The 22,623-nt window shown below is 72.1% G+C and carries 8 protein-coding genes and 1 pseudogene; 3 read left to right on the top strand and 6 right to left on the bottom strand.

The features are described 5' to 3' along the window. Positions 1–20 precede the first annotated feature (20 nt). Positions 21–13,361 carry an SDR family NAD(P)-dependent oxidoreductase gene (locus OG357_RS14175; RefSeq protein ID WP_443066680.1) on the bottom strand — a complete coding sequence of 4,447 codons (13,341 nt, stop codon included), beginning with the start codon at positions 13,359–13,361 and terminating at the stop codon, positions 21–23. A gap of 795 nt (positions 13,362–14,156) precedes the next feature. On the opposite strand from OG357_RS14175, the gene erm (OG357_RS14170) reads away from it, so the two are divergent. Beyond that, positions 14,157–15,197, top strand: a complete 1,041-nt coding sequence (gene erm, locus OG357_RS14170) for a 23S ribosomal RNA methyltransferase Erm (protein ID WP_329621492.1) — start codon at positions 14,157–14,159, stop codon at positions 15,195–15,197. Positions 15,198–15,520: 323 nt separating this feature from the next. Here the strand turns inward: erm (OG357_RS14170) and erm (OG357_RS14165) are convergent. Further along, a pseudogene (gene erm / locus OG357_RS14165) lies at positions 15,521–16,279 on the bottom strand (23S ribosomal RNA methyltransferase Erm); the annotation flags it as partial. A 382-nt stretch (positions 16,280–16,661) separates the two neighbouring features. On the opposite strand from erm (OG357_RS14165), the gene OG357_RS14160 reads away from it, so the two are divergent. Beyond that, the gene (locus tag OG357_RS14160) at positions 16,662–18,146 is read left to right on the top strand and encodes a recombinase family protein (protein ID WP_329621490.1); all 1,485 of its coding nucleotides are present in this window, start codon (positions 16,662–16,664) and stop codon (positions 18,144–18,146) included. A 61-nt stretch (positions 18,147–18,207) separates the two neighbouring features. On the opposite strand, the gene OG357_RS14155 is transcribed toward OG357_RS14160, so the two are convergent. From OG357_RS14155 to OG357_RS14145, 3 genes are all read right to left on the bottom strand, one after another. After that, entirely contained in the window at positions 18,208–19,092 is an 885-nt protein-coding gene (locus OG357_RS14155; RefSeq protein ID WP_329621489.1) for an SAVMC3_10250 family protein, read from the bottom strand. Between the two features lie 111 nt (positions 19,093–19,203). Beyond that, a complete protein-coding gene (gene msrA / locus OG357_RS14150; RefSeq protein WP_329621488.1) occupies positions 19,204–19,869 on the bottom strand; it encodes a peptide-methionine (S)-S-oxide reductase MsrA in 666 nt (221 codons plus the stop codon). 88 nt (positions 19,870–19,957) lie between these two features. Beyond that, positions 19,958–21,067, bottom strand: coding sequence for a hypothetical protein (locus tag OG357_RS14145; RefSeq protein ID WP_329621487.1), 1,110 nt, complete (start codon positions 21,065–21,067; stop codon positions 19,958–19,960). 72 nt (positions 21,068–21,139) lie between these two features. Between OG357_RS14145 and OG357_RS14140 the strand changes: the two genes are divergently transcribed. Next, complete coding sequence (locus tag OG357_RS14140; protein ID WP_329621486.1) at positions 21,140–22,294, top strand: cystathionine gamma-synthase; 1,155 nt, start codon at positions 21,140–21,142, stop codon at positions 22,292–22,294. A gap of 106 nt (positions 22,295–22,400) precedes the next feature. Here the strand turns inward: OG357_RS14140 and OG357_RS14135 are convergent, their stop codons facing one another. After that, positions 22,401–22,592: a DUF1059 domain-containing protein gene (locus OG357_RS14135; protein WP_329621485.1), complete on the bottom strand. Its 192-nt coding sequence runs from the start codon at positions 22,590–22,592 to the stop codon at positions 22,401–22,403. Positions 22,593–22,623 lie beyond the last annotated feature (31 nt).

The following is a 22,623-nucleotide window of genomic DNA, read 5'->3' as shown; positions in this document are numbered from 1 at the left end:
AGGCGACCGTGCGGCAGGGATCAGTCCGTGCGGGGGTCCTGGTCGAGGAGGCCGAAGAGTTCCTCGGCCGAGGCGGTCATGAAGTCCGGCACTCCCGCGCCGCCCTCACTCCCGCTCCCGCTCCCGCCCCCGAACCAGGCCGGGTCTTCGGCCATGACCCCGGACGCATCCGGGGTTCCGGACCCGGCTGCGATCCCCTCCTCGCCCGTGACCATCGAGCGCAGTGACCGCAGCTGCTCCAGGACCTCTTCGCTCCCGGGGGCGCCCGAGAGGCCCGTCAGCACCAAGGTGCCTTCCAGGCGGGTGAGTTGCGCCAGGAGCGCGTCCGTGTCGGCGACGCTCCGGGAGGTCGCGGTCCCGGCCTCGGTGGCTACGTCTTCGGTGGCTTCGTCTTCGGCTGCGCGCGGCAGTTCGGCGTCCAGGTGGGCGGCGAGTGCGGCCGGGCTCGGGTGGTCGAAGACCAGGGTCGCCGGGAGGGCGAGGCCGCCGGCGGAGTTGAGGCGGTTGCGGAGTTCGACCGCGGTGAGGGAGTCGAAGCCGAGGTCGAGGAAGCCCCGTTCGGCGTCGATCCGGTGGCCGCGGGCGTGGCCGAGTACCTCGGAGACCTCGCCGACGACGAACTCCAGGAGCAGGCGCTGCCGTGCGGGCCCGTCCACGGCGGCGGCCCGTTCGGCGAGCGTGGCCGCGGCCGGGGCGGCCTGGCCGGGGCCGGTCTCCGTTCCCGGAGTCCCCGGCGTCGCCGTGGCGGAGGCCGCGGACGGCCGGGGCCGGACAGTCCCGGTGCCGACGACGTCCCGGAAGAGCGCGGGGATCCCGGCCGGGTCGTTCCCGGCCGCGTCGTGCAGTCCGGCGGCGTCGAGGCGCAGGGGCAGCAGGACCGGGAACCGGCCGTCGCGGAGGGCGGCGTCGAGGAGCGCGGTGCCCTCCGCGTCGCTGATCCCGCCGATGCCCGCGCGGCTCATCCGGCGCAGGTCCGCCTGGCCGAGTCCGCCGGTCATGCCGCTGTTCTCGGCCCAGAGGCCCCAGCCGAGGGAGAGGGCGGGGAGTCCGGCTGCCCGGCGGCGTGAGGCGAGGGCGTCGAGGGTGGCGTTGGCTGCCGCGTACGCGCCCTGGCCGGCGCCACCGAAGACGGCGGCGGCGGAGGAGAACATGACGAACGCGGACAGGTCGTATGCGGACGTCGAGGTCAGCTCGTCGAGGAGGAAAGCGGCGTCGACCTTGGGACGCAGGACGTGCTCCACGTCCTGCGTCGTCATCGACGGCACGGTTCCGTCCGACAGGACTCCCGCCGTGTGGACGACAGCGGTCAGCGGGTGCTCGGCCGGAATCCCGGCCAGTACGCCGGTCAGGCCTTCGCGGTCGGCTACGTCGCAGGCGGCTACCGACACCACGGCCCCGAGACCCTCCAGCTCGGTCACCAACTCCGTCGCCCCGGGGGCGTCCGGGCCGCGACGGCTCACGAGCAGCAGACGCCGCACACCCCACTCGCTCACCACATGGCGCGCCACGATGCCACCCAGCGCGCCGGTGCCGCCGGTCAGCAGGACCGTTCCCTCCGAGTTGAGGCCCTCCGGGTCGAGCCCCGGCACGTCGGCGCCCGGCTCGGGGCGGACGGAGGCCAGGCGGGCCAGCCGGACGGTGCCGTCGTACAGGGCGAGCTGGGGCTCGTCGCGCAGCCCGGCATCGGAGAGCACCGACGGAAGGGTCCGGTACGACGGGGCGTCGTCGGCCAGGTCGAGCAGGCCGAACCGGCCGGGGTTCTCGGTCTGCGCGGACCGCACGAGACCCCAGGCGGCCGCGTGCGACAGGTCCTCGCCGCCGTCGTCGGCGCGGGGCCCCTCGGGGTCGCGGACCGCACCGCGGGTGACCAGGACCAGCCGGGCGTCCGCGAGGTGTTCGTCGGCGAGCCACGCCTGGAGCAGCTCCAGGGTGCGGCCCACCGTGCCCCGTACGCTCGCCGCGCCGCCGTCGGCGGGGCCCGCGGGCAGCGGGGCCAGGACGGTACGGGGCGCCGGGGCGCCCGCCGCCACGTCCCGGGTCAGCGCGGCCAGGTCGGGGTAGACCCCGACCTCGACGCCCGCGGACTCCAGGGCGGCGGCGACCTTCAGCTCGTCCTTGCCCAGGACGGCCGTCGGCCCGTACAGGCCGGTGTACCCGTCCTGTACGCCGGCGGAGGTCAGGGCGTACGGACGCCAGGCCACCCGGTGCATCAGCCCGCCGACGCGGCTCGCCGCCGCCTGGCCGGCGGAGACCGGGCGCAGCGTGAGGCGTTCCACGGAGACCAGCGGGCGTCCTTCGCCGTCCGTCAGGGACAGCGAGACGGCGTCCTTCCCCGCGGGTGCGAGGCGGACCCGGGCCGCCGAGGCACCGGCCGCGTGCACGGTGACACCGCTCCAGTGGAACGGGACGCGTACGCGCTCGGGTTCGTCGACGAGCCCGCCGACCGCGATGGCGTGCAGCGACGCGTCGAGCAGGGCGGGGTGGATGCCGTAGCGGGCCGCCGCAGCCGCGTTCGCAGCCGCGTGCGCGGGCGCGTCCGCCGGCAGGGCGATGTCGGCGAGGACCTCGCCCTCGTACCACCACACCGCGCTCAGCCCCTGGAACAGCGGACCGAAGGCGAGGCCGTTGCCGTGGAGCCGCTCGTACAGGCCGTCGAGCGGAATCTCTTCGGAGCCCTGCGGCGGCCACACGGCCACACGGTCGGACTCGGCGGACCGCTCGGGCCCGTCGGTGGCCAGCACGCCGGTCGCGTGGCAGGACCACGGGGTACCGGCGGGCGCGTCGGCGATCCGGGAGTGGAGGGACACGGGCCGCGCTCCGTCATCGGCGGGCTCCCCGACCGTCACCCGCAGCTCGACGCCGTCGCGCTCGGGCAGGACCAGCGGCTCGCGCAGGGTCAGCTCCCGTACGTCGCGCAGTCCTGCGGACTCGGCGGCGTGGGCGGCCAGTTCGACCATCGCGGTGCCGGGGAGCAGGACGCTTCCCAGTACGGCGTGGTCCGCGAGCCACGGGTGGGTGCGCAGCGAGAGACGGCCGGTGAGCAGCAGGCCGTCCCGGTCCGGGAGGCTGACCACGGCGCCGAGCAGCGGGTGGTCGGCGGTGCCGAGTCCGAGCCCGGCGGTGTCCGCGGCGGTGTCGTCCGCCGGGGCGTCCAGCCAGTAGCGGTCACGCCGGAAGGCGTACGTGGGCAGGTCCACGCGGCGCGCCCCGGATCCGGCGAACCAGGCGTGCCAGTCGGGTCCGGTGCCGTGCGCGTGCGCCCTGCCGAGGGCGTCCGCGACGGTCTCGGTCTCCGGCCTCTTGCGGCGCAGCAGCGCCACGAGCAGAGGCCGGGGAGCGTCGGAGCCGGAGCCGGAGTCGGCGCCGAGGCCGTCGGCGGCCATGGCGGTGAGGACCCCGTCGGGGCCCAGCTCCAGGCAGGTCCGCACGCCGAGGTCGCGCAGGACGCGGACGCCGTCGTGGAAGCGGACGGTGCCGCGGACGTGCCGCACCCAGTACTCGGGGTCGCACAGGTCGTCCGGCTCCGCGGCCCGGCCGGTGACGTTAGAGACCACGGTCAGGGAGGGGCGCCGGAACTCCACCGTCTCCAAGACGGCACGGAACCCGTCGAGCATGGCGTCCATGTGCGCGGAGTGGAAGGCGTGGCTCACCCGCAGCGCGCGGGTCCTGCGGCCGAGACCGGACCAGTGCGCCTCCGCCTCCCGCGCCGCGTCGGCGTCGCCGGACAGGACGGCCGCCTGCGGGCCGTTGACGGCGGCGACGTCGAGGCGGCCCGCGTACCGCTCCTCCTCTGTCTCCAGCCAGGCGCGGATCTCGTCCTCCGCGGCCTGGACGGCGAGCATCGCGCCGCCGGCGGGCAGCTCCTGCATGAGCCGGCCGCGGGCGGCGACCAGGCGTGCGGCGTCGGCGAGCGAGAACACCCCGGCGACGTGCGCGGCGGCGATCTCGCCGACCGAGTGGCCGAGCAGCGCGGCCGGCCGTATGCCCCAGCTCTCGACGAGCCGGAACAGCGCGACCTCCAGGGCGAACAGCGCGCACTGCGTGTACCCGGTCTCGTCGAGCAGCGCGGCCTCCGCACTGCCCTCGGAGGCGAACATCACGTCGAGCAGGGACAGTTCGAGGTGACCGTCGAGGTGGGCGCAGATCTCGTCGAGCGCCCGGGCGAAGACGGGGTACCGGTCGTACAGCTCACGGCCGGCGCCGGGGCGCTGACTGCCCTGGCCGGTGAAGAGGAACGCGGTGGAGCCGTCCCGGGCGGTGTCCTGGTGGACGTGGGCCGAGGTGCCGCCTCCGGCCAGCGTGGCCAGTCCGTCCAGGAACCCGTCCCGGTCGGCGGCGGTCACGGCGGCGCGATGGGCGAAGGCGGTACGGCTGGTGGCGAGCGCGTACCCGACGTCCCGCAGACCGGCGGGGTCGCTGCCGACGTCGCTACCGGTGCCGCTCAGCCAGGCATGCAGAGCAGCGGCCTGGCCGCGCAGCGACTGCTCGTCCTTGGCGGACAGCACCCAGGGCAGGTGCCCGCCAGCCACGTCGGCCACCTCGACTGCATCCGGCGCATCGGGCGCCTGCTCCAGCACCACGTGGGCGTTCGTCCCGCTGATGCCGAACGAGGAGACGGCGGCCCGGCGCGGACCGGTGCCGGCCGGCCAGTCGACCGGCTCGGTGACGAGGGCCAGGCCACTGTTCGCCCAGTCGACGTGCGGGCTCGGCTCGTCGGCGTGCAAGGTCTTCGGCAGGGTGCCGTGGCGCATCGCGAGGACCATCTTGATGATGCCCGCCGCACCGGCCGCGGCCTGGGTGTGCCCGATGTTGGACTTCACGGAGCCGATGGCGAGCGGACGTTCCGCGGGCCGCTCCTTCCCGTACGTGGCCTGCAGCCCCTGGGCCTCGATGGGGTCGCCGAGAGCGGTGCCCGTGCCGTGCGTCTCGACGGCGTCGATGTCGCCGGGCGTCAGCCGGGCGTCGGCCAGCGCCTGCCGGATCACCCGCTGCTGCGAGGGGCCGTTGGGCGCGGTCAGACCGTTGCTGGCACCGTCCTGGTTGACGGCGGTGCCGCGGACCAGGGCGAGCACCGGGTGTCCGTTGCGTCGCGCGTCCGAGAGCCGCTCCACGAGCAGCAGCCCGACGCCCTCCGCCGCGCCGAACCCGTCGGCGTCCGCGGAGAAGGCCTTGCTCCGGCCGTCCGGGGCGAGCGCCCGCTGCCGGCTGAACTCCACGAACATGTGCGGAGTCGCCATCATCGCCACGCCACCGGCGAGCGCCATCGTGCACTCGCCGCCGCGCAGCGCCCGCACCGCCAGGTGCAGGGCCGTCAGCGAGGACGAGCAGGCGGTGTCGACGGTCGTCGCCGGGCCCTCGAGACCGAAGGTGTACGCGATGCGGCCGGACGCGACGCTGGCGGTGGTGCCGGTCAGCAGGTAACCCTCGACGCCACGCGGGGCGTTGGGGACGCGGGACGCGTAATCCTGGTAGGAGAGGCCGATGAAGACACCGGTGCTGCTGCCGCGCAGCGAGCCCGGCTCGATGCCGGCCCGCTCGAACGCCTCCCAGGACGTCTCCAGGAGCAACCGCTGCTGCGGGTCCATGGCGAGCGCCTCGCGCGGCGAGACACCGAAGAACTCCGCGTCGAACTCGGCCGAGTCGTGCAGGAACCCGCCCTCGCGGACGTACGCCCTGCCGAGCGCGTCCGGGTCCGCGTCGAACAGACCGTCCAGGTCCCAGCCGCGGTCGGCCGGGAACGGAGTGATGCCCTCGCCGCCCTCGGACAGCATCCGCCACAGATCCTCCGGGCTGCGGACGCCACCGGGGTAGCGGCAGCTCATCGCGACGATCGCGATCGGATCGGTGTCGGCATCGCCCGGGCCCGCGACCGACGTCCCAGTGTCCGCCGCCGTCTCCTCCTCGCCGAGGAACTCGGCACGGAGCAGGGCCGCGAGGGCCAGCGGCGTCGGGTGGTCGAAGACGAGCGTCGCGGGCAGCTGGAGCCCGGTCGCCCGGGTCAGCCGGTTGCGGAGTTCGACACCGGCGAGCGAGTCGAAGCCGATGTCCTTGAAGGCCCGGCTGCTGTCGACGTCCTCCGGTGAGCGCATCCGGAGCACGGCGGCGGCCTGCGCCCGTACGAGACCGAGGAGGATCTCCGTACGCTCGCCGGGAGCCGCGGCGGCCAGCCGCTCGGCCAGGGGGTTCCCGCCCGCGGACGGGTTCCCGCCCTGCCCGGCCGTGGCGCTCTCCCGCGCGTCGATGATGCGCCGCACCTCGGGCAGCTCCTCGACCAGGGGCTGCGGGCGGCCGGAGGAGTACGCGAGGTAGAAGCGGTCCCAGTCGATGTCCGCGACGGTGATCGCGGTCTCGTCCCGGCCGAGCACGGACTCCAGTGCGGCCAGGGCGAGTTCCGGGTCCATGCCGGGCACACCGTGGCGGCGCAGTCGCTCGGCCACTCCGTCACCGGCGGCCATGCCGCCGCCGTCCCACGGCCCCCAGGCCACCGAGACGGCGGTCCGGCCGCCGGCCCGGCGGCGGGCGGCGAGGGCGTCGAGGTAGGCGTTGTGCGGGGCGTAGTTGCCCTGACCGGGGATGCCCAGGGTGCTCGACACCGAGGAGAAGAGCACGAACGCGTCGAGGTCGAGGTCCTGCGTGAGCTCGTCGAGCACCGCGGCACCGACAGCCTTCGCGCGGTGGGCCCGCTCGATCTGCGCGGCGGTCAACGTGTCCACGACGCCGTCGTCGAGCGCTCCGGCGGTGTGGAGGACGGCGGTGAGGGGGGTGTCGGTGGGGATGGTGCCGAGGAGGGTGCGCATGGCGTCGAGGTCGGCGACGTCGCAGGCGGCGACAGTGACATGCGAGCCCAATGTGCGCAGTTCGTCGGCGAGTCGGACGGCGCCGGGGGCCTGCTCCCCACTGCGGCTGACGAGAAGCAGATGCTCGGCTCCGAGGTGGGCCATCCAGCGGGCGGCGTGGCTGCCGAGGGCCCCGGTGCCTCCGGTGATGAGGACGGTGCCGTGGGGCTGCCAGTCGCGGGAGGGCCGGCGTCCGTGGAGGGGTGCGCGGGCGAGACGGCGGGCGTGGAGCCCGGTGGCGCGTACGGCGACCTGGTCCTCGCCCGTGCGGCCGGCGAGAACCACGAGCATGTGGGCCAGAGCGGTCTGGTCGGCGTCCGCGGGGAGGTCGACGAGACCGGCCCAGCGTTCGGGGTGTTCGAGGGCGACGACGCGGCCGAGGCCCCAGAGCATGGCCTGGTCGGGGTCGGCGGGGGAGTCGTGGCGCCCGAGGGAGACCGCACCTCGGGTGACACACCACAGAGGCGCGCCGATCCCGGCGTCACCGAGCGCCTGCACCCACGCCACCTGCGACACGAGTCCGTCGAGGAGCGAGACGACACCGGTGAATCCGTCACCGGCCGTCACTCCGGCGAGCCGGGCGGCGAGGGCCTCGCGATCGTCGTCCGCCCCGGCCGCCAGCACCTCCACCCGGGCGCCGGCGTCGACGAGCGAGGTGAGCACGGCGGCAGCCTGCGAGGAGTGGTCCTCGGGGGTGACGGCGAGCCAGCGACCGGACAGTCCGGCGCGCGCGGTCTCCTCGGTGACCGCGAGCCGCTTCCACTCGACGCGGTAGCGCCAGTCGTCGGCGGTGGTGAGGGGGGCGGGCGTGTTCTGGAGCCAGTAACGCTCGGTCTGGAAGGCGTACGTCGGGACGCCGGGGCGCCGGCCGGTGGTGGCGGGGAGGAGCGGGCTCCAGTCGACGGGGAGGCCGTTGGCCCACGCCTCGGCGAGGGACGCGACCAGACGCTCCTGGCCGCCCTCGTCGCGGCGGAGGGTGGCGAGGCCGGTGACGGTGTCGGGGAGGGCCATGGTGAGGACGGGGTGGGCGCTGACCTCGACGAAGTGGGTGAAGTTCTCTTCCGCGGCGAGCATCTCGACGGCGGGGGCGAAGCCGACGCGGTGGCGGAGGTTGCGGTACCAGTAGGTGCCGTCGAGGGCGGGTTCGGTGATCCAGGCGCCGTCGAGCGTCGAGAAGAACGGCACCTGCGGCGCCTGCGGGGTGAGCCCGGCGAGAACCTCGGCGAGCTCGTCCTCGATGATCTCGACCTGCTGACTGTGGGAGGCGTAGTCGACGGGGATGATCCGCGCACGGACCCCGTCGGCCTTGCACGCCTGCGCAAGCTCCTCGATCTGTACGGGGTCACCCGACACCACCGTGGCGGCAGGTCCGTTCACGGCGGCGACCGACAACCGGTCTAAGGCGCCCAGTCGCTCCAGAACCGCAGACTCACCCAGCGCGAGGGAGAGCATGCCGCCCTTGCCCGCGAGGTGTGCGGCGATGGACTGGCTGCGCAGGGTGACGACACGCGCGGCGTCGTCCAGGCTCAAGGCTCCGGCGACGTATGCGGCGGCGATCTCACCCTGGGAGTGTCCGATGACGGCCTGCGGGGTCACGCCGTGGTGCTGCCACACCCGTGCCAGGGAGACCATGACGGCGAAGGTGACGGGCTGGACGACGTCGACCCGCTCCAGCGAGGGCGCGCCGGGCACCTGCCGGACGACGGCCTCAAGCGACCAATCCACATACGGAGCGAGCGCGGCCTCGCACTCGGCCATCCCCGCCGCGAACTCCTCCGACACATCGAGGAGTTCAGCACCCATCCCGGCCCACTGCGTCCCCTGCCCGGGGAACACGAACGCCACCCGACCCACACCGGAGGCCACACCCCGGACCAGGCCCTCAGGAGCGCCCAGCGCCCCCGCGAGCTCGTCCCGTCCGGCGCCGACCGCGACGGCCCGGTGCTCGAACTCCGCACGCCCACCGGCCAGTACACGCGCGACCGCACCCGCACCGACGTCCGTACGACCGTCCGCGTACGAGGCGAGGCGCCCGATCTGCGCGTCCAGCGCGGCCGGGGTCTTCGCGGACACCACCCACGGCACCACGCCACCGCCGGCCGACGGCCCGTCGCCCTCCGCTGCCTCGACAGCCGGGGCCTCCTCCAGTACGACATGCGCGTTCGTCCCGCTGATGCCGAAGGAAGAGACCGCCGCCCGCCGCAGTCCGCCATCGCCCTTCTCCGGCCAGTCCACGGCCTCGGTGAGGAGTTCGACCGCGCCCGCCGTCCAGTCGATCTGGTCCGACGGCTCGTCCACGTGCAGCGTCTTGGGCAGCAGCCCGTGGCGCATCGCCTGGACCATCTTGATGACGCCGGAGACACCGGCGGCGGCCTGGGTGTGTCCGATGTTGGACTTCAACGACCCGAGCCTCAAAGGCTGTTCGCCGTCCCGGCCCTGCCCGTACGTGGCGATGAGGGCCTGGGCCTCGATCGGGTCGCCGAGTCGCGTGCCCGTGCCGTGCGCCTCGACGACGTCCACGTCACCCGGCGTGAGCCGGGCATCGGCCAGCGCCCGCCGGATCACGCGCTGCTGCGACGGCCCGTTCGGAGCCGTAAGGCCATTGCTCGCGCCGTCCTGGTTGACCGCGCTGCCACGCACGACCGCAAGCACCTGGTGTCCGTTGCGGCGCGCGTCCGAAAGGCGCTCGACGAGGAGGACGCCGACGCCCTCGGACCAGCTGGTGCCGTCCGCCGACGCGGCGAACGCCTTCGACCGGCCGTCCCCGGCCAGGCCGCGCTGCCGGCTGAACTCCACGAACATCCCGGGCGTGGGCATCACGGCCACGCCGCCGGCGAGGGCCATGTCGACCTCGCCCTTGCGCAGGGCCTGCACGGCGAGGTGCAGGGCTACCAGCGACGACGAACACGCCGTGTCCACGGTCAGGGCGGGGCCTTCCAGGCCCAGCGTGTACGCGACGCGGCCCGACATCACACTGGCCGTGTTGCCGGTCAGCAGGTAGCCGTCGAGGCCTTCCCCGCCGTCCCGCAGGCTCGGCCCGTACTCGTGGGTCATCGCCCCGGTGAAGACGCCGACCTGCCGTCCCCGCAGGGAAGTCGGGTCGATCCCGGCGTCCTCGACGGCCTCCCAGGAGGTTTCGAGGAGGAGACGCTGCTGCGGATCCATGGCGAGGGCCTCGCGCGGAGAGATCCCGAAGAACGCCGCGTCGAAACCGGCGACGTTCTCGATGAACCCGCCCTCGCGGACGTACGACGTACCGGCGTGCTCGGGGTCCGGGTGGTACAGCCCCTCCACGTCCCACCCGCGGTCCTGCGGGAAGTCCGAGATCGCGTCCCCGCCCCCGGCCACCAGCCGCCACAGGTCGTCCGGCGAGGCGACACCGCCCGGCAGGCGGCACGCCATGCCCACGATCGCCACCGGCTCGTCGACGGCACCGGCCACCGCCGCCACCGGAGCCGACTCGGCCCCGGACCCGACCCCGGCCCCCCGCTTCCCCAGGGCCTCTCCGCGCATCTCGACGAGCAGCTGCTCCGCGAGCGTCTCGGGGGTGGGAAAGTCGAAGACCATGGACGGCGCCATCCGTACGCCGAACGCGGCGTTGATCCGGTTGCGCAGGTCCACACCGGTCAGGGAGGTGCAACCGGCCTCACGGAAGGTCCGGTCGACCTCGACCCGGCCCCCGGACGCGTACCCCAGCACCTGGGCCGTCTGCGCCCGGACCTTGTCCAGGATCACGCGCAGCTGCTCGTCCCGGTCTAGCGCCGCCGGCTCGGCGGCCTCCGGGCGGAGCACGGCGGGCCGGACCGGCAGTTCGGCCGCGGGGGCGAGCTCCTCGATCTCGCCCAGCCAGTAGCGCTCGGTCTGGAAGGCGTACGTCGGGAGGTCGGGGTGCCGGCCGGTCGCGGGGGGGAGGAGCGGGCTCCAGTCGATCGCGAGGCCGTTGGCCCATGCTTCGGCGAAGGAGGTGACGAGGCGGTCCTGGCCGCCGTTGTCACGCCGCAGGGTCGCCAGACCGGTGACGGTCTCCGGCAGAGCCATGGTGAGGACGGGGTGGGCGCTGACCTCGACGAAGTGGGTGAAGCCCTCGTCCGTGGCCAGCGTTTCGACGGTGGGGGCGAAGCCGACGCGGTGGCGGAGGTTGCGGTACCAGTAACCGCCGTCCAAGACCGGCTCGGTGATCCAGGCGCCGTCGAGCGTCGAGAAGAACGGCACCTGCGGCGCCTGCGGGGTGAGCCCGGCGAGGACCTCCGCGAGCTCGTCCTCGATGATCTCGACCTGCTGACTGTGGGAGGCGTAGTCGACGGGGATGATCCGCGCACGGACCCCGTCGGCCTTGCACGCCTGCGCAAGCTCCTCGATCTGTACGGGGTCACCCGACACCACCGTGGCGGCAGGTCCGTTCACGGCGGCGACCGACAACCGGTCTAAGGCGCCCAGTCGCTCCAGAACCGCAGACTCACCCAGCGCGAGGGAGAGCATGCCGCCCTTGCCCGCGAGGTGTGCGGCGATGGACTGGCTGCGCAGGGTGACGACACGCGCGGCGTCGTCCAGGCTCAAGGCTCCGGCGACGTATGCGGCGGCGATCTCACCCTGGGAGTGTCCGATGACGGCCTGCGGGGTCACGCCGTGGTGCTGCCAGACGCGGGCGAGGGAGACCATGACGGCGAAGGTGACGGGCTGGACGACGTCGACCCGCTCCAGGGTGGGCGCGCCGGGCGCCTGCCGGACGACGGCTTCGAGCGACCAGTCCACGTACGGGGCGAGCGCGGCTTCGCATTCGGCCATCGAGGCGGCGAACTCTTCGGAAGAACCCAGGAGTTCGGCGCCCATCCCGGCCCACTGCGTGCCCTGCCCGGGGAACACGAACGCCACCCGGCCCATGCCGGAGGCCGTGCCGCGTATCAGCCCTTCCGGATCGGCCAAGGTCTGTACGAGGCCGTCCCATCCGGCACCGATCGCGACGGCCCGGTGCTCGAACTCCGCACGCCCACCGGCCAGTACGCGCGCGACCGCACCCGCATCGACGTCCGTACGGCTGCCCGCGTACGAGGCGAGGCGCCCGATCTGCGCGTCCAGCGCGGCCGGGGTCTTCGCGGACACCACCCACGGCACCACACCGCCGACGGCCGACGGCCCGTCGCCCTCCGCTGCCTCGACGTCCGGGGCCTCCTCCAGCACCACGTGCGCGTTCGTCCCGCCCATGCCGAACGAGGACACGCCGACGACCATCCGCTGTCCGTCGCGCTCCGGCTCCCACGGCAGGTACGCCGTGTTCACCCTGAGGTTCAGTTCCTCGAAGGGGATCGCCGGGTTCGGGGTCTCGTAGTTCAGGCTGGCGGGCAGCGCGCGGCCCTGGAGCGCCAGGACGGCCTTGATGAAGCCGGCGATCCCGGCCGCGCCCTCCAGGTGCCCGATGTTCGTCTTGACCGAGCCGACGAGGAGCGGCTGTCCGGCCGGGCGGCCGGTGCCGAGGGCGGCGCCGAGCGCCGCGGCCTCGATCGGGTCGCCCACGGGGGTGCCCGTGCCGTGCAGCTCGACGTACCGCACGTCGGCCGGCGCGGTCCCGGCCTGCGCGTGGGCCTCCCGGAGCACCGCCTCCTGCGCCTGCGCGTCGGGGGCCGTCATGCCCTTGGCGGCACCGCCGTTGTTGACGGCGCTGCCCCGGATCACGGCGAGCACCGGGTCGCCGTCGGCGATCGCCCGGGAGAGCCGCTTCAGGACGACGAAACCGCCGCCCTCACCGCGTACGTAGCCGTTCGCGCGCGCGTCGAAGGTGTAGGCGCGGCCGTCGGGGGAGAGACCGCCGAACTTGCTCGCGCCGATGGTGCTGTCCGGCACCAGGTTGAGCGAGACGCCGCCGGCGAGCGCGAGCTCGGACTCGCCCCGCCGGAGGCTCTCGCACGCCAGGTGGACGGCGACGAGCGACGACGACTGGCCGGAGTCGACGACCAGGCTCGGGCCGCGGAGCCCGAGCGTGTACGAGAGCCGGTTCGCGATGATGCCCCGGTGGAGGCCGGTGACGGTGTGCGGGGTGATCGCGGCGGCACCCTGCCGGTGCTTCAGGGTGGCGTAGTCGTCCCAGATGGCGCCGGCGAAGACGCCGGTACGGGTGCCGGCGAGTGAGGACGGGTCGAGCCCGGCGCGCTCCAGGGCCTCCCAGCCCAGCTCCAGGGCGAGCCGCTGCTGCGGGTCCATCTCCGCGGCCTCGCGGGGCGAGATGCCGAAGAAGGCCGCGTCGAACCGGTCGACGTCCTCGACGAACCCGCCCCACCGGCTGTTCATGCGGCCGGGGGAGGAGCGGTCCGGGTCGTAGAAGTCGCCCGCGTTCCAGCGGTCCGCGGGGATGTCGGTCACGGCCTGGCCGCCCGCCGTCAGGAGCTCCCAGAACTCTCCCGGGTCCCGGGCGCCGGGCACCCGGCAGGAGATGCCGACGACGGCGACGGGTTCCGCTGTGCCGTGCGCGGAACCGGCGTCGTTCGACACGGACACGAATTCCTCGGACTCACTCTTGGACACTGTCGACATCTCTCCACGAATCAATTCGGCGCGCACATCACCGGTGGGAAGCAGGAGAGAAGGAGTGCTCCGCATGATCAGAGCCGGCAGGGGGCAACCCCCGTCGGACCCGCACTCCCCCCATGTCCCACGCTGCCGCCCCAGGGCCCTGTCACCGGTGTTCTCGCGCCGGTCCTGGTAATTCCGGCTGAAGACATCCGGCTCCGTTTCCGGAAGCCGCGCTTTCACCCAACCTCAGGGCACCCCCCCTATGCTCCCCCTACGTTCCCCCTATACCTGGCGTAGACCCCAGGCCACGGGAGTCCGGCAGGGTCGCGGACCCCCCTTGTCGGGGCGCCGGGGGGTGGTGTCCGCCGCATGCGCGGTCCCCATGGTGTCGTGTCGACTCACGCTCTATACCAATGGTGGGGAAATCCACGCCAGGTAAAGGGAGGGGTAACAGCCGTTCCCGGGGGAATGGCTTGATTTCATCCCCGACATGACATAGTTCGGCCCCGACGGCGGGAGTGGCCGACGAGCAGCGACCTCAACCCGACCCCACCGGAGGCGCGTTGGAGGGTCTTCGCGCAGCAAGCCTCCCGGCCCCTCCAATACCACTCCGCCGCACCTCACTTGGGGGAAGGCGACCCTGAGCCGGCCCTCCCGCCCTCTTCCGCTCACCCCTCACCCCGCCCTCTCGGCCCGCTCCCAACTCCCGTACGGAAAGCCGTCACTACGTCAACTCGCTCTCCTGTCAGGCGACGGACCGTGAGGTATGGTCCGTGCCAAGTCCATTGACCACGGCAGCCAGGGAGGGGATCGTTCATGGCAGTGCGCGACTCCATACCGAGACGAGCGGATCGCGACGTCCTCCGCCGCGAATTAGGGCAGAACTTCCTCCAGGACGACAGAGCCGTGCGCAATCTCGTCCGGCAGGTCGAGGGAGACGGGAGACACGTTCTCGAAATCGGCCCCGGAAAGGGCGCGATCACCGAGGAGCTGCTCCACTCCTTCGACACCGTGACGGCCGTGGAGATGGACCCGCACTGGGCCGCGCACATACGGAGGAAGTTCGACCGGGAAAAGGTCACCGTATTCCAAGGAGATTTCCTCGACTTCCGTTTTCCGCGCGAGATCGACACCGTCGTCGGAAACGTCCCCTTCGGTATCACGACCCAGATCCTCCGGCGTCTCCTGGAATCGACGAACTGGCAGTCGGCGGCCCTGATCGTGCAGTGGGAGGTCGCCCGTAAACGCGCCGGTCGCAGCGGCGGATCGCTGCTCACGACCTCCTGGGCCCCCTGGTACGAGTTCACGCTCCACGACCGCGTCCGCGCCACGTCGTTCCGTCCGATGCCCAGCGTCGACGGCGGCATCCTGACGATCAGACGGCGCCCCCGGCCCCTGCTGCCGGAGAGCGCGAGCCGCGCCTTCCAGCAGTTCGCCGAAGCCGTCTTCACCGGACCCGGACGCGGCCTCGCCGAGATCCTCCGGCGCCACATCCCCAAACGGACCTACCGGTCCCTCGCCGACCGCCACGGAATTCCGGACGGCGGACTGCCGAAGGACCTGACCCTCACCCAATGGATCGCCCTTTTCCAGGCCTCCCAGCCGGGGTACGCACCGGGAGCGACCGGCGCGCGCATGCCCGCCCAGGGCGGCGGCGGCAGGGAGTACGAGCCGGAGGCGAACAGGACCCGTTCCACGTCTGCCAGGCCCGACCGGACACCCCCCGCGACGCCCGAGGGCCGCAGATTCGGCCCCACGCGCGGCGGCGACCCCTGCGCTCCCCGCGCACAGGTCCGCCAGACGAAGGGACGCCAGGGCGCGCGAGGCTCGTCGTACGGACGCCGCACGGGCAGATAACCGCCCCGCAGCCCCGCACACAGCCCCGCCACTCCCCTCCCGCCATGTGCGAGCGGGAGGGGAACGGGTGAGACCGCCGAGACGAGCACGAGATACGGATCAGGCACAGGTCAGGAGCTTTCCGGTCGACCCCGGCCCCTGCCCCGCCCCTGCTCGGTCCCGGTGGAGCTCCGTACGACCCGCCCCCGGCCGCGCCGCGCCTGCGGCACCCCCCGACGGCTCGCGGAGGCCCGCCCGCCCGGGTGACCGGCCCCTGCCCTGGCCGACCCGAGCGATCCGGCCGCGCCGCCCCCCGCACCGGCGAGGGCACCGTCGGCCGTACCGCCGGTCAGCTCCCACAGCGACGCCCACTGCCCGGGCTTGAGGTCTTTCGGCAGCGCGTGCGGCGAGATCTCGTTCCGCAGCAGCCACGCCGCCAGATCCCGCTGCGAGATCCGCCCGGTACGCCGCAGGATCTCCTTCAGCCCGTTCCCCCTGCCGGTGAACACCTGGCGTACGAAGTCCTGGTACGTCTTCACCTGGCCCACGAGCGGCGCCGACCGCCGCCGGATCACCAGGACCCCACCGTCCACGCCCGGCATCGGGCGGAAGGCGCGCGCGGGGACCCGGGAGTGCAGATCGAACTCGTACCAGGGCGCCCAGCCGGCCGTCAGCAGGGTCGACCCGCCGACGCCGGCCCTGCGCCGGGCGACCTCCCACTGGACGAGGAGGACGGCCGTGTGCCAGTGCTGGGCGTCGAGCAGCCGCCGCATGATCGCCGTCGTCAGGTGGAAGGGGACGTTACCGACGACCACGTGCGGGTTGCGCGGCAGCGGGTAGTGCAGGAAGTCGTGGTGCACCACGGTCACGTGACCGGGGGTACGGACACCGAGGCGCTGCGCCCGCCGGCCGTCGAGCTCGACGGCGGTGATCGGCCTGCCGTGCCTGCTCAGCGGGAGGGTCAGGGCGCCGTCACCCGGACCGATCTCCAGTATCGGACCCTTGGTCCTGGCCACCAGGCCGTCGATCTCGTCGATCACGGACCGGTCGACGAGGAAGTTCTGGCCGAGCTCGTGTCGGCCGCCCTGCGGGGAATATGGCATGAGTCTGCTCCGCGAAACCGTTCGGAGCCGGGGCAGCACGAAGAGCCGCACCGGCGGGACCCGGAAGCGGAGGGCCTGAACGAACGCGAGAGCGCGAGTACCGACGCAGGAATGCGAGGACGCGCGGAGAGTGAGACGCGTGAAGAGGGGCCCGCCGCTAGGAGCGGCGCAGCCTCATGTAACGGGCCTGAGCGTGGCAGAACTGCATGGCGCCAGAGTAACACCGCCGGAAACCGACCCCGTTGACGTTTCCCGGCGTCCCCGACAACGAACAGGCAGGAGACTCCGATGCCGCGCCAGCCGGTCGGGTTCTTGTCCGGGTAATGCCGATCACAGCATTTCCCTACGTGTACGATTAGTAACTCTTAGTGAGGGGTGGGAAGTGAGCGAAGCGGCATCGGTCATCCCGGTTGTCTCGTATGCGCGTGTCTCCGTCGACACGGCCAAGGACGGTCACGGCGTCGAGGATCAACACAAGGTGAACGGTGAGACGGCGGCCCGTCTCGGCTGGACGATCGTGCACCGCTACGCAGACAACGACCTGTCGGCGGCCAAGGCGTCGGTGGTGCGTCCGGACTTCGAGGCCATGGTCAAGGCGCTGAAGTCGGGCCACATGCCCGACGGACAGCCTGTGCAGGGCGTCATCGTGGTCGCGGACGACCGGCTTGCGCGCCTGGCGGGCGACTACGAACGGTTCGTGGACGCGATCACGTACGAAGAAGGCCGGCTCTACGCCGACGCCAAGGGGTCGAAGAACCTCTATAGCGAGGACGTGGAGTCCATGGGGCTCTTCGGCGTCGTCATCTCCAAGATGGAGGTGCGCAAGATGCAGCGGCGTGCGCGCCGCTCGCACCGCGCTCGCGCGGAGTCAGGTATCCCGGCTGGTGGCAAGCGTCCGTTCGGCTGGCAGGTCGACAAGCTCACGCTGGAGCCCGAGGAAGCGGCGTGGTTGGCGAAGGCCGCCCGCGAGGTGATCGCGGGCAGGTCCCTGCACTCCATCCTCCGCGAGTGGCGGGAGCGCGGCGTTCGCACGATCAACGGCAAGGATTGGGCGAGCCGCTCACTCAAGCTCGCGCTGTGGAACCCTCGGCTGTGCGGCTGGCGGAAGCACAACGGTGAGTTGGTTCGCGATGCCAACGGCGTTCCGGTTACGGGTCTCTGGGAGTCCGTCATCACGCCCAAGGAGTGGATGGCCATCGACGCCATCTTCTCGGCCCGCGTCGGTCCCAACGTGAAGGCTGACGGATCGGTCACGGACTATCGCACCCCGTCGTATCTGCTGACGGGAATCCTCCGGTGCGGAAAGCCTTGCGCTGACGGTCAGATCTGCAACTCGCCCCTTAGGGCAACCGCGCGAGCCGACCTCTCTGGGGGGTATCTCTACCAGTGTCCCAGCAAGGAGATGGGCGGATGCGGCGGTACCGGACGGAACGGCGCCAAGATCGATGAGTTCATCACGGAAGCCGTACTCGCGAAGCTGGAGGAGAGGGCTGCCAGGGCGACGCGCGCCCACGAGAAGTGGGGAGGGGAGGAGGAGCTGGACCGTCTGATGGCCAAGCAGCGCACGTTCCTCCAGGCATGGCAGGAAGACCGGATGCCGGACGAGCTGTTCTTCCCTGAAAGCCAGAAGATGGAAGCGCGCGTCAAGGAACTCCGTGCGGACAGGACGCGTCACGCTCTGAGTGAGCAACGGGCCGTTGAGGTCACGGGTGACGTACGCGAGCGGTGGGCTTCGGGCAGGCTGGACCTGGTGCAGAAGCGCACGCTGGTCCGGGAGGTACTGCACACGGTGATCGTGCGGCCGGTGGGGGGCGGAGGTCGTCGCCCGTTCAACCCTGACCTGCTGGTCCCGCAGTGGCGCGACTGAAGGCAAGCTGAGACGTACAAGGCCACCAGGGGATCCCTGTCCTACAAGGTGCGGCGAGCTCTCACTCCGAGGCTTCAGCGGCTTCGGCCTGCCCGGGTGGGCAGTAGAGCCTGCCTCGGTCACGTGGTGGCAGATCGGGGCGCCACTGCCAGATGGACCGGCGATGGCGCCGATACAGGTCACGGTGAAGACGTAGACGTGTCATCCATCGCGCCGGCTTCTTCGAGGCGTCGTGGACGTACAGCGGGGTGGCCACAATGAGACGCGGTTGAAACTCCGACTCCGGAATGTGTAGGTCCACTCGGGCCAGCCCATGGACTCTTGCCCGATGCTGCGGCGCATGGTGGCCTTTGGCGATGTCGAACACCCATCGCGCCACCTGATCGGGGCGGTTGACTCGTGGCACGGCCAAGGCCGCAGCCGTCAGCATTTCCGGGATGCCTGTGAGTCCGTTCCCATCCGCGTCGTTGATCTTGAGGACCAAGTCGTGCAGCCACTGGGTACCCGACCCCATCCTGCCCGCCGTTGCCGTCTTCTTGAGGAGATGCTCCGTGGAACCGCAGAGCATCAAATCGACGGGGGTTCCATCCAGAGTCCGCTCGCCTCGCAGGGACCCGATGAAGAACACGACGTCGTCAAAGTCGGGCAGCTTGCTGTCTTCGTGTGACGTGCTCCATCCCATCTCAAGGTCGAAGACGATCCACTCACCCACAGCCAACCCTGGAGCATGGAAGTAGGAGGATTCGCGCTCAAGCTGTCGCCGTACTTGGCGGAGCCGGTGAAGCTCCGATTCGGTCGGATTTCTGGGTGGAGCGGGTGACACCGCCACCGTTGCAACCTGCAGATCCACTTCCGCGCTCAAGACCGGCATGCGGCGCGCGGCGCGCTCAGGGAAGAACGCGTTCAGTCTGCGTCGCGAAAAGTAGATCATGTTGTTGAAGCGCATGTACGTCCCACAGCGTCGGGAGGCTCACTGCGAGCCTCCCGCGAACCTACCCAACCACTGGCCACGGCCAACCCCGCGAACGAGTCTGCCCGCGCATGCACCAAGCGATCGTCACTCGTCAGCGGGCGCGATGCCGATCGGACATGCCACGCCTGTGCCGCCGATGCCGCAGTAGCCGCCAACATTGCGGTCCAGGTACTGCTGGTGGTACGCCTCCGCCGGATAGAACGGGCGCTCCTCGTCCGCCGGCAGGACGTGCGTGGTGATCTCGCCGTAGCCGGAGCCCGCGAGGACCTTCTGGTACGCCGCGCGGGAGGCCTCGGCCTGCTCGGCCTGGGCCGCGCTGTGCGTGTAGACGGCGGAGCGGTACTGGGTGCCCACGTCGTTGCCCTGACGGAAGCCCTGCGTCGGGTCGTGGGACTCCCAGAAGAGCTTCAGGAGCGACGCGTACGAGACCTTCGACGGGTCGAAGACGACCCGGACGACCTCGGTGTGGCCGGTCAGACCGGAGCACACCTCCTCGTACACCGGGTTCGGCGTGATGCCGCCCTGATAGCCGACGAGGGTCGTCCAGACGCCCTCGGTCTGCCAGAACTTGCGCTCGGCACCCCAGAAACAGCCCAGGGCGAAGTCGGCGACCTCCAGGCCCTCGGGGTAGGGGCCGAGGAGCGGGTTGCCGAGGACCGTGTGGCGATCCGGGACGGAGAACTCCGGCTCCGGGCGGCCGCGCAGGGCCTGCTCGGGGGTGGGGAGGACGGGGGTGCGGGACAGGAACATGCTGCATCTCTCCTCGACGTCGGCAGTCGACACAACAAGGAAGGGCCGGAAGGGATTCCCCTCCGGCCCTCAGCGGTCCAGCCCCGCCTCAGCGCGGCAGCGTCACCGGGCTGCCGCCGTTCGCCTCGTACCCCGCCACCGCCAGGTTCCGGAAGACCGTGTACTCCGCCGCCGGGTCCCCGCTCAGCGTCCACGGCACCGCGCCCACGTGCCCGTCGACGTGCACCAGCTGGTGCATGGCCTCGCCCCAGCGCTCGCCGCGCACCAGGAACCAGACGAGCAGGTGCCGGACGTGCGCGAGCATCGGGTCCTCGGGCCGAGCCGAGTGGACCGCGTACAGCGCGCCCTCCGTCGCCTTGCTCACCACGGCCGTACGGAAGAAGTCCTGTACGAGCACCACGTCGGGCACGTGCTCGTACACCGCGAACAGCGGCAGCGCCGCGAGCAGCGAGCCCCGCGGGGCGCGCGCGGCGGCCGTCGTCGCGAAGTGGTCGGCCTCCTCGCGCGAACCGTGCCACTTCTCGCACCAGTAGTGCAGGGCCGCCAGATGCGCCCCCATGTGCTGCGGAGCGCGGTCGATGACCTTCGCCCACACCTGGTCGAACTGCTCGTGGCTGTAGCCGAGCCCACGCGCCACGGCCAGCTGCGTGATGTACGGGACGGGGTCGCCGGGCGCGAGCAGCGCCGCCTCCTCGGTGACCTTCAGCCCCTCCTCCAGGATGATCCGGAAGTCGTCCGTCCCGGCAGCCGAGGAGCGCCACGCCTGCTGCACCAGGAACTCGCCGTGCACGGCCGCCCCGCCCGCGTCCTTCGGCGCGTCCGCCCGCCAGGCCCGCAGCCACGCCCCGCCCACACCGGGCCGCTCCTGGAGTTCGAGGGAGGCGGCGCCCGCGAAGGCCTGGACGCGCTGCCAGCGCACCTCGCCGTCCTTGCCGGTCTCGGCCAGCAGCCGCGAGGCGGCCCGCCAGTCCTGGGTGGCCTGGACGACGTCGAGGACGTGGAGAAGCTCCTCGTCGGCCCCCGGCAGCCGTACGTCCTGCTCCTCCTGCCGCACGAAGCCGTACGCCTCCGGGTCCGCCGCGTCCGGTGCGCCCGGCGCGACCTGTCGGATCCCGACACCGCCCCTGCGGCGGCGCAGGTAGGGGCCGAGGATGCTGACCAGCAGCACCAGCGCGATCAGGAACCAGAGAATCTCCATGCGTCCATTGTCCAGGACACCCGGTGAGACGAACGAAGCGGCGGGGGGCGCTCAGGACTACGCTCCTGACTCATGAGCGACCAGCACTCTCACCAGAGCTTCGAGACCCGCGCGATCCACGCGGGCAACACCGCCGACCCGCTGACCGGCGCGGTCGTCCCGCCCATCTACCAGGTGTCCACCTACAAGCAGGACGGCGTGGGCGGGCTGCGCGGCGGATACGAGTACAGCCGCAGCGCGAACCCGACCCGTACCGCCCTGGAGGAGAACCTGGCGGCCCTGGAGGGCGGCCGGCGTGGTCTCGCCTTCGCCTCCGGGCTCGCCGCCGAGGACTGCCTGCTGCGCACCCTCCTCGCGCCCGGCGACCACGTGGTCATCCCGAACGACGCCTACGGCGGCACCTTCCGGCTCTTCGCCAAGGTCGTGCAGCGCTGGGGCGTGGACTTCTCGGTGGCGAACACCTCCGACATCGACTCGGTGCGGGACGCCGTCAACGACCGTACGAAGCTGATCTGGGTCGAGACCCCCTCGAACCCGCTCCTCGGCATCACCGACATCGAGGCCGTCGCGGGCGTCGCCCGCCAGGCCGGCGTGAAGCTCGTCGTCGACAACACCTTCGCCTCGCCCTACCTCCAGCAGCCGCTGGCGCTCGGCGCGGACGTCGTCGTGCACTCGCTCACCAAGTACATGGGCGGCCACTCGGACGTCGTCGGCGGCGCGCTCGTGACGGCCGACGAGGCGCTCGGCGAGGAGCTCGCGTACCACCAGAACGCGATGGGCGCGGTCGCCGGACCGTTCGACTCGTGGATCGTGCTGCGCGGCATCAAGACCCTCGCCGTGCGCATGGACCGCCACAGCGAGAACGCGGCGAAGGTCGTCGAGATGCTGACCCAGCACCCGAAGGTCACCCAGGTCCTCTACCCGGGCCTCCCGGAGCACCCGGGGCACGAGGTCGCGGCCAAGCAGATGCGGTCCTTCGGCGGCATGATCTCCTTCCGCGTGCAGGGCGGCGAGGAGGCGGCGGTCGAGGTCTGCAACCGCGCGCAGCTCTTCACCCTCGGTGAGTCGCTGGGCGGCGTCGAGTCCCTCATCGAGCACCCGGGCCGCATGACGCACGCGAGCGTCGCGGGCTCCGCCCTGGAGGTCCCGGCCGACCTCGTCCGCCTCTCGGTGGGCATCGAGAACGTCGAGGACCTCCTGGCGGACCTCCGCCAGGCCCTGGGCTAGCCGACGCCGGTACGGAGGGTCCGGGGTCCCGTTACGGTGCCCGGGCCCTCCGTCGCTCGGCTCAGCTCGGTTCAGCTCGGTTCAGCTCGGTTCGGCTCAGCGCGGCTCAGCTCCCGGGCAGCGGGTCCTTCAGTGCGGCCCGCACCTCCGCGCGGAGTTCGAGTGTGTCCGTGTGTTCGTGTACGGACACCATGTGCTCGACGGCGGCCCGGACGACCTCCTCCTCCTCGCCCGAGATGTAGAGCGAGCAGCCGGAGACGCTCGGGGTGTCCCGGCAGTCCGTTGCTTTCCTGGCCATGGCGACCTCCAGTAGGCCCCTCCTCCAGGCT

Origin of the sequence: Streptomyces sp. NBC_01255, assembly GCF_036226445.1 — a bacterium.
In the GTDB taxonomy this organism is placed as follows: Bacteria; Actinomycetota; Actinomycetes; order Streptomycetales; family Streptomycetaceae; genus Streptomyces.
Note: the sequence above shows the minus strand (reverse complement) of the source record. Positions and strands in the feature narration are given on the sequence as shown.

Bases quoted from the DNA above. Each gene is read 5' to 3' on its own strand.
- OG357_RS14135 (WP_329621485.1), bottom strand. From the start codon at position 22,592: ATGGCCAGGAAAGCAACGGACTGCCGGGACACCCCGAGCGTCTCCGGC.
- OG357_RS14175 (WP_443066680.1), bottom strand. From the start codon at position 13,361: ATGTCGACAGTGTCCAAGAGTGAGTCCGAGGAATTCGTGTCCGTGTCG.
- OG357_RS14145 (WP_329621487.1), bottom strand. From the start codon at position 21,067: ATGGAGATTCTCTGGTTCCTGATCGCGCTGGTGCTGCTGGTCAGCATC.
- erm (WP_329621492.1), top strand. From the start codon at position 14,157: ATGGCAGTGCGCGACTCCATACCGAGACGAGCGGATCGCGACGTCCTC.
- msrA (WP_329621488.1), bottom strand. From the start codon at position 19,869: ATGTTCCTGTCCCGCACCCCCGTCCTCCCCACCCCCGAGCAGGCCCTG.
- OG357_RS14140 (WP_329621486.1), top strand. From the start codon at position 21,140: ATGAGCGACCAGCACTCTCACCAGAGCTTCGAGACCCGCGCGATCCAC.
- OG357_RS14155 (WP_329621489.1), bottom strand. From the start codon at position 19,092: ATGCGCTTCAACAACATGATCTACTTTTCGCGACGCAGACTGAACGCG.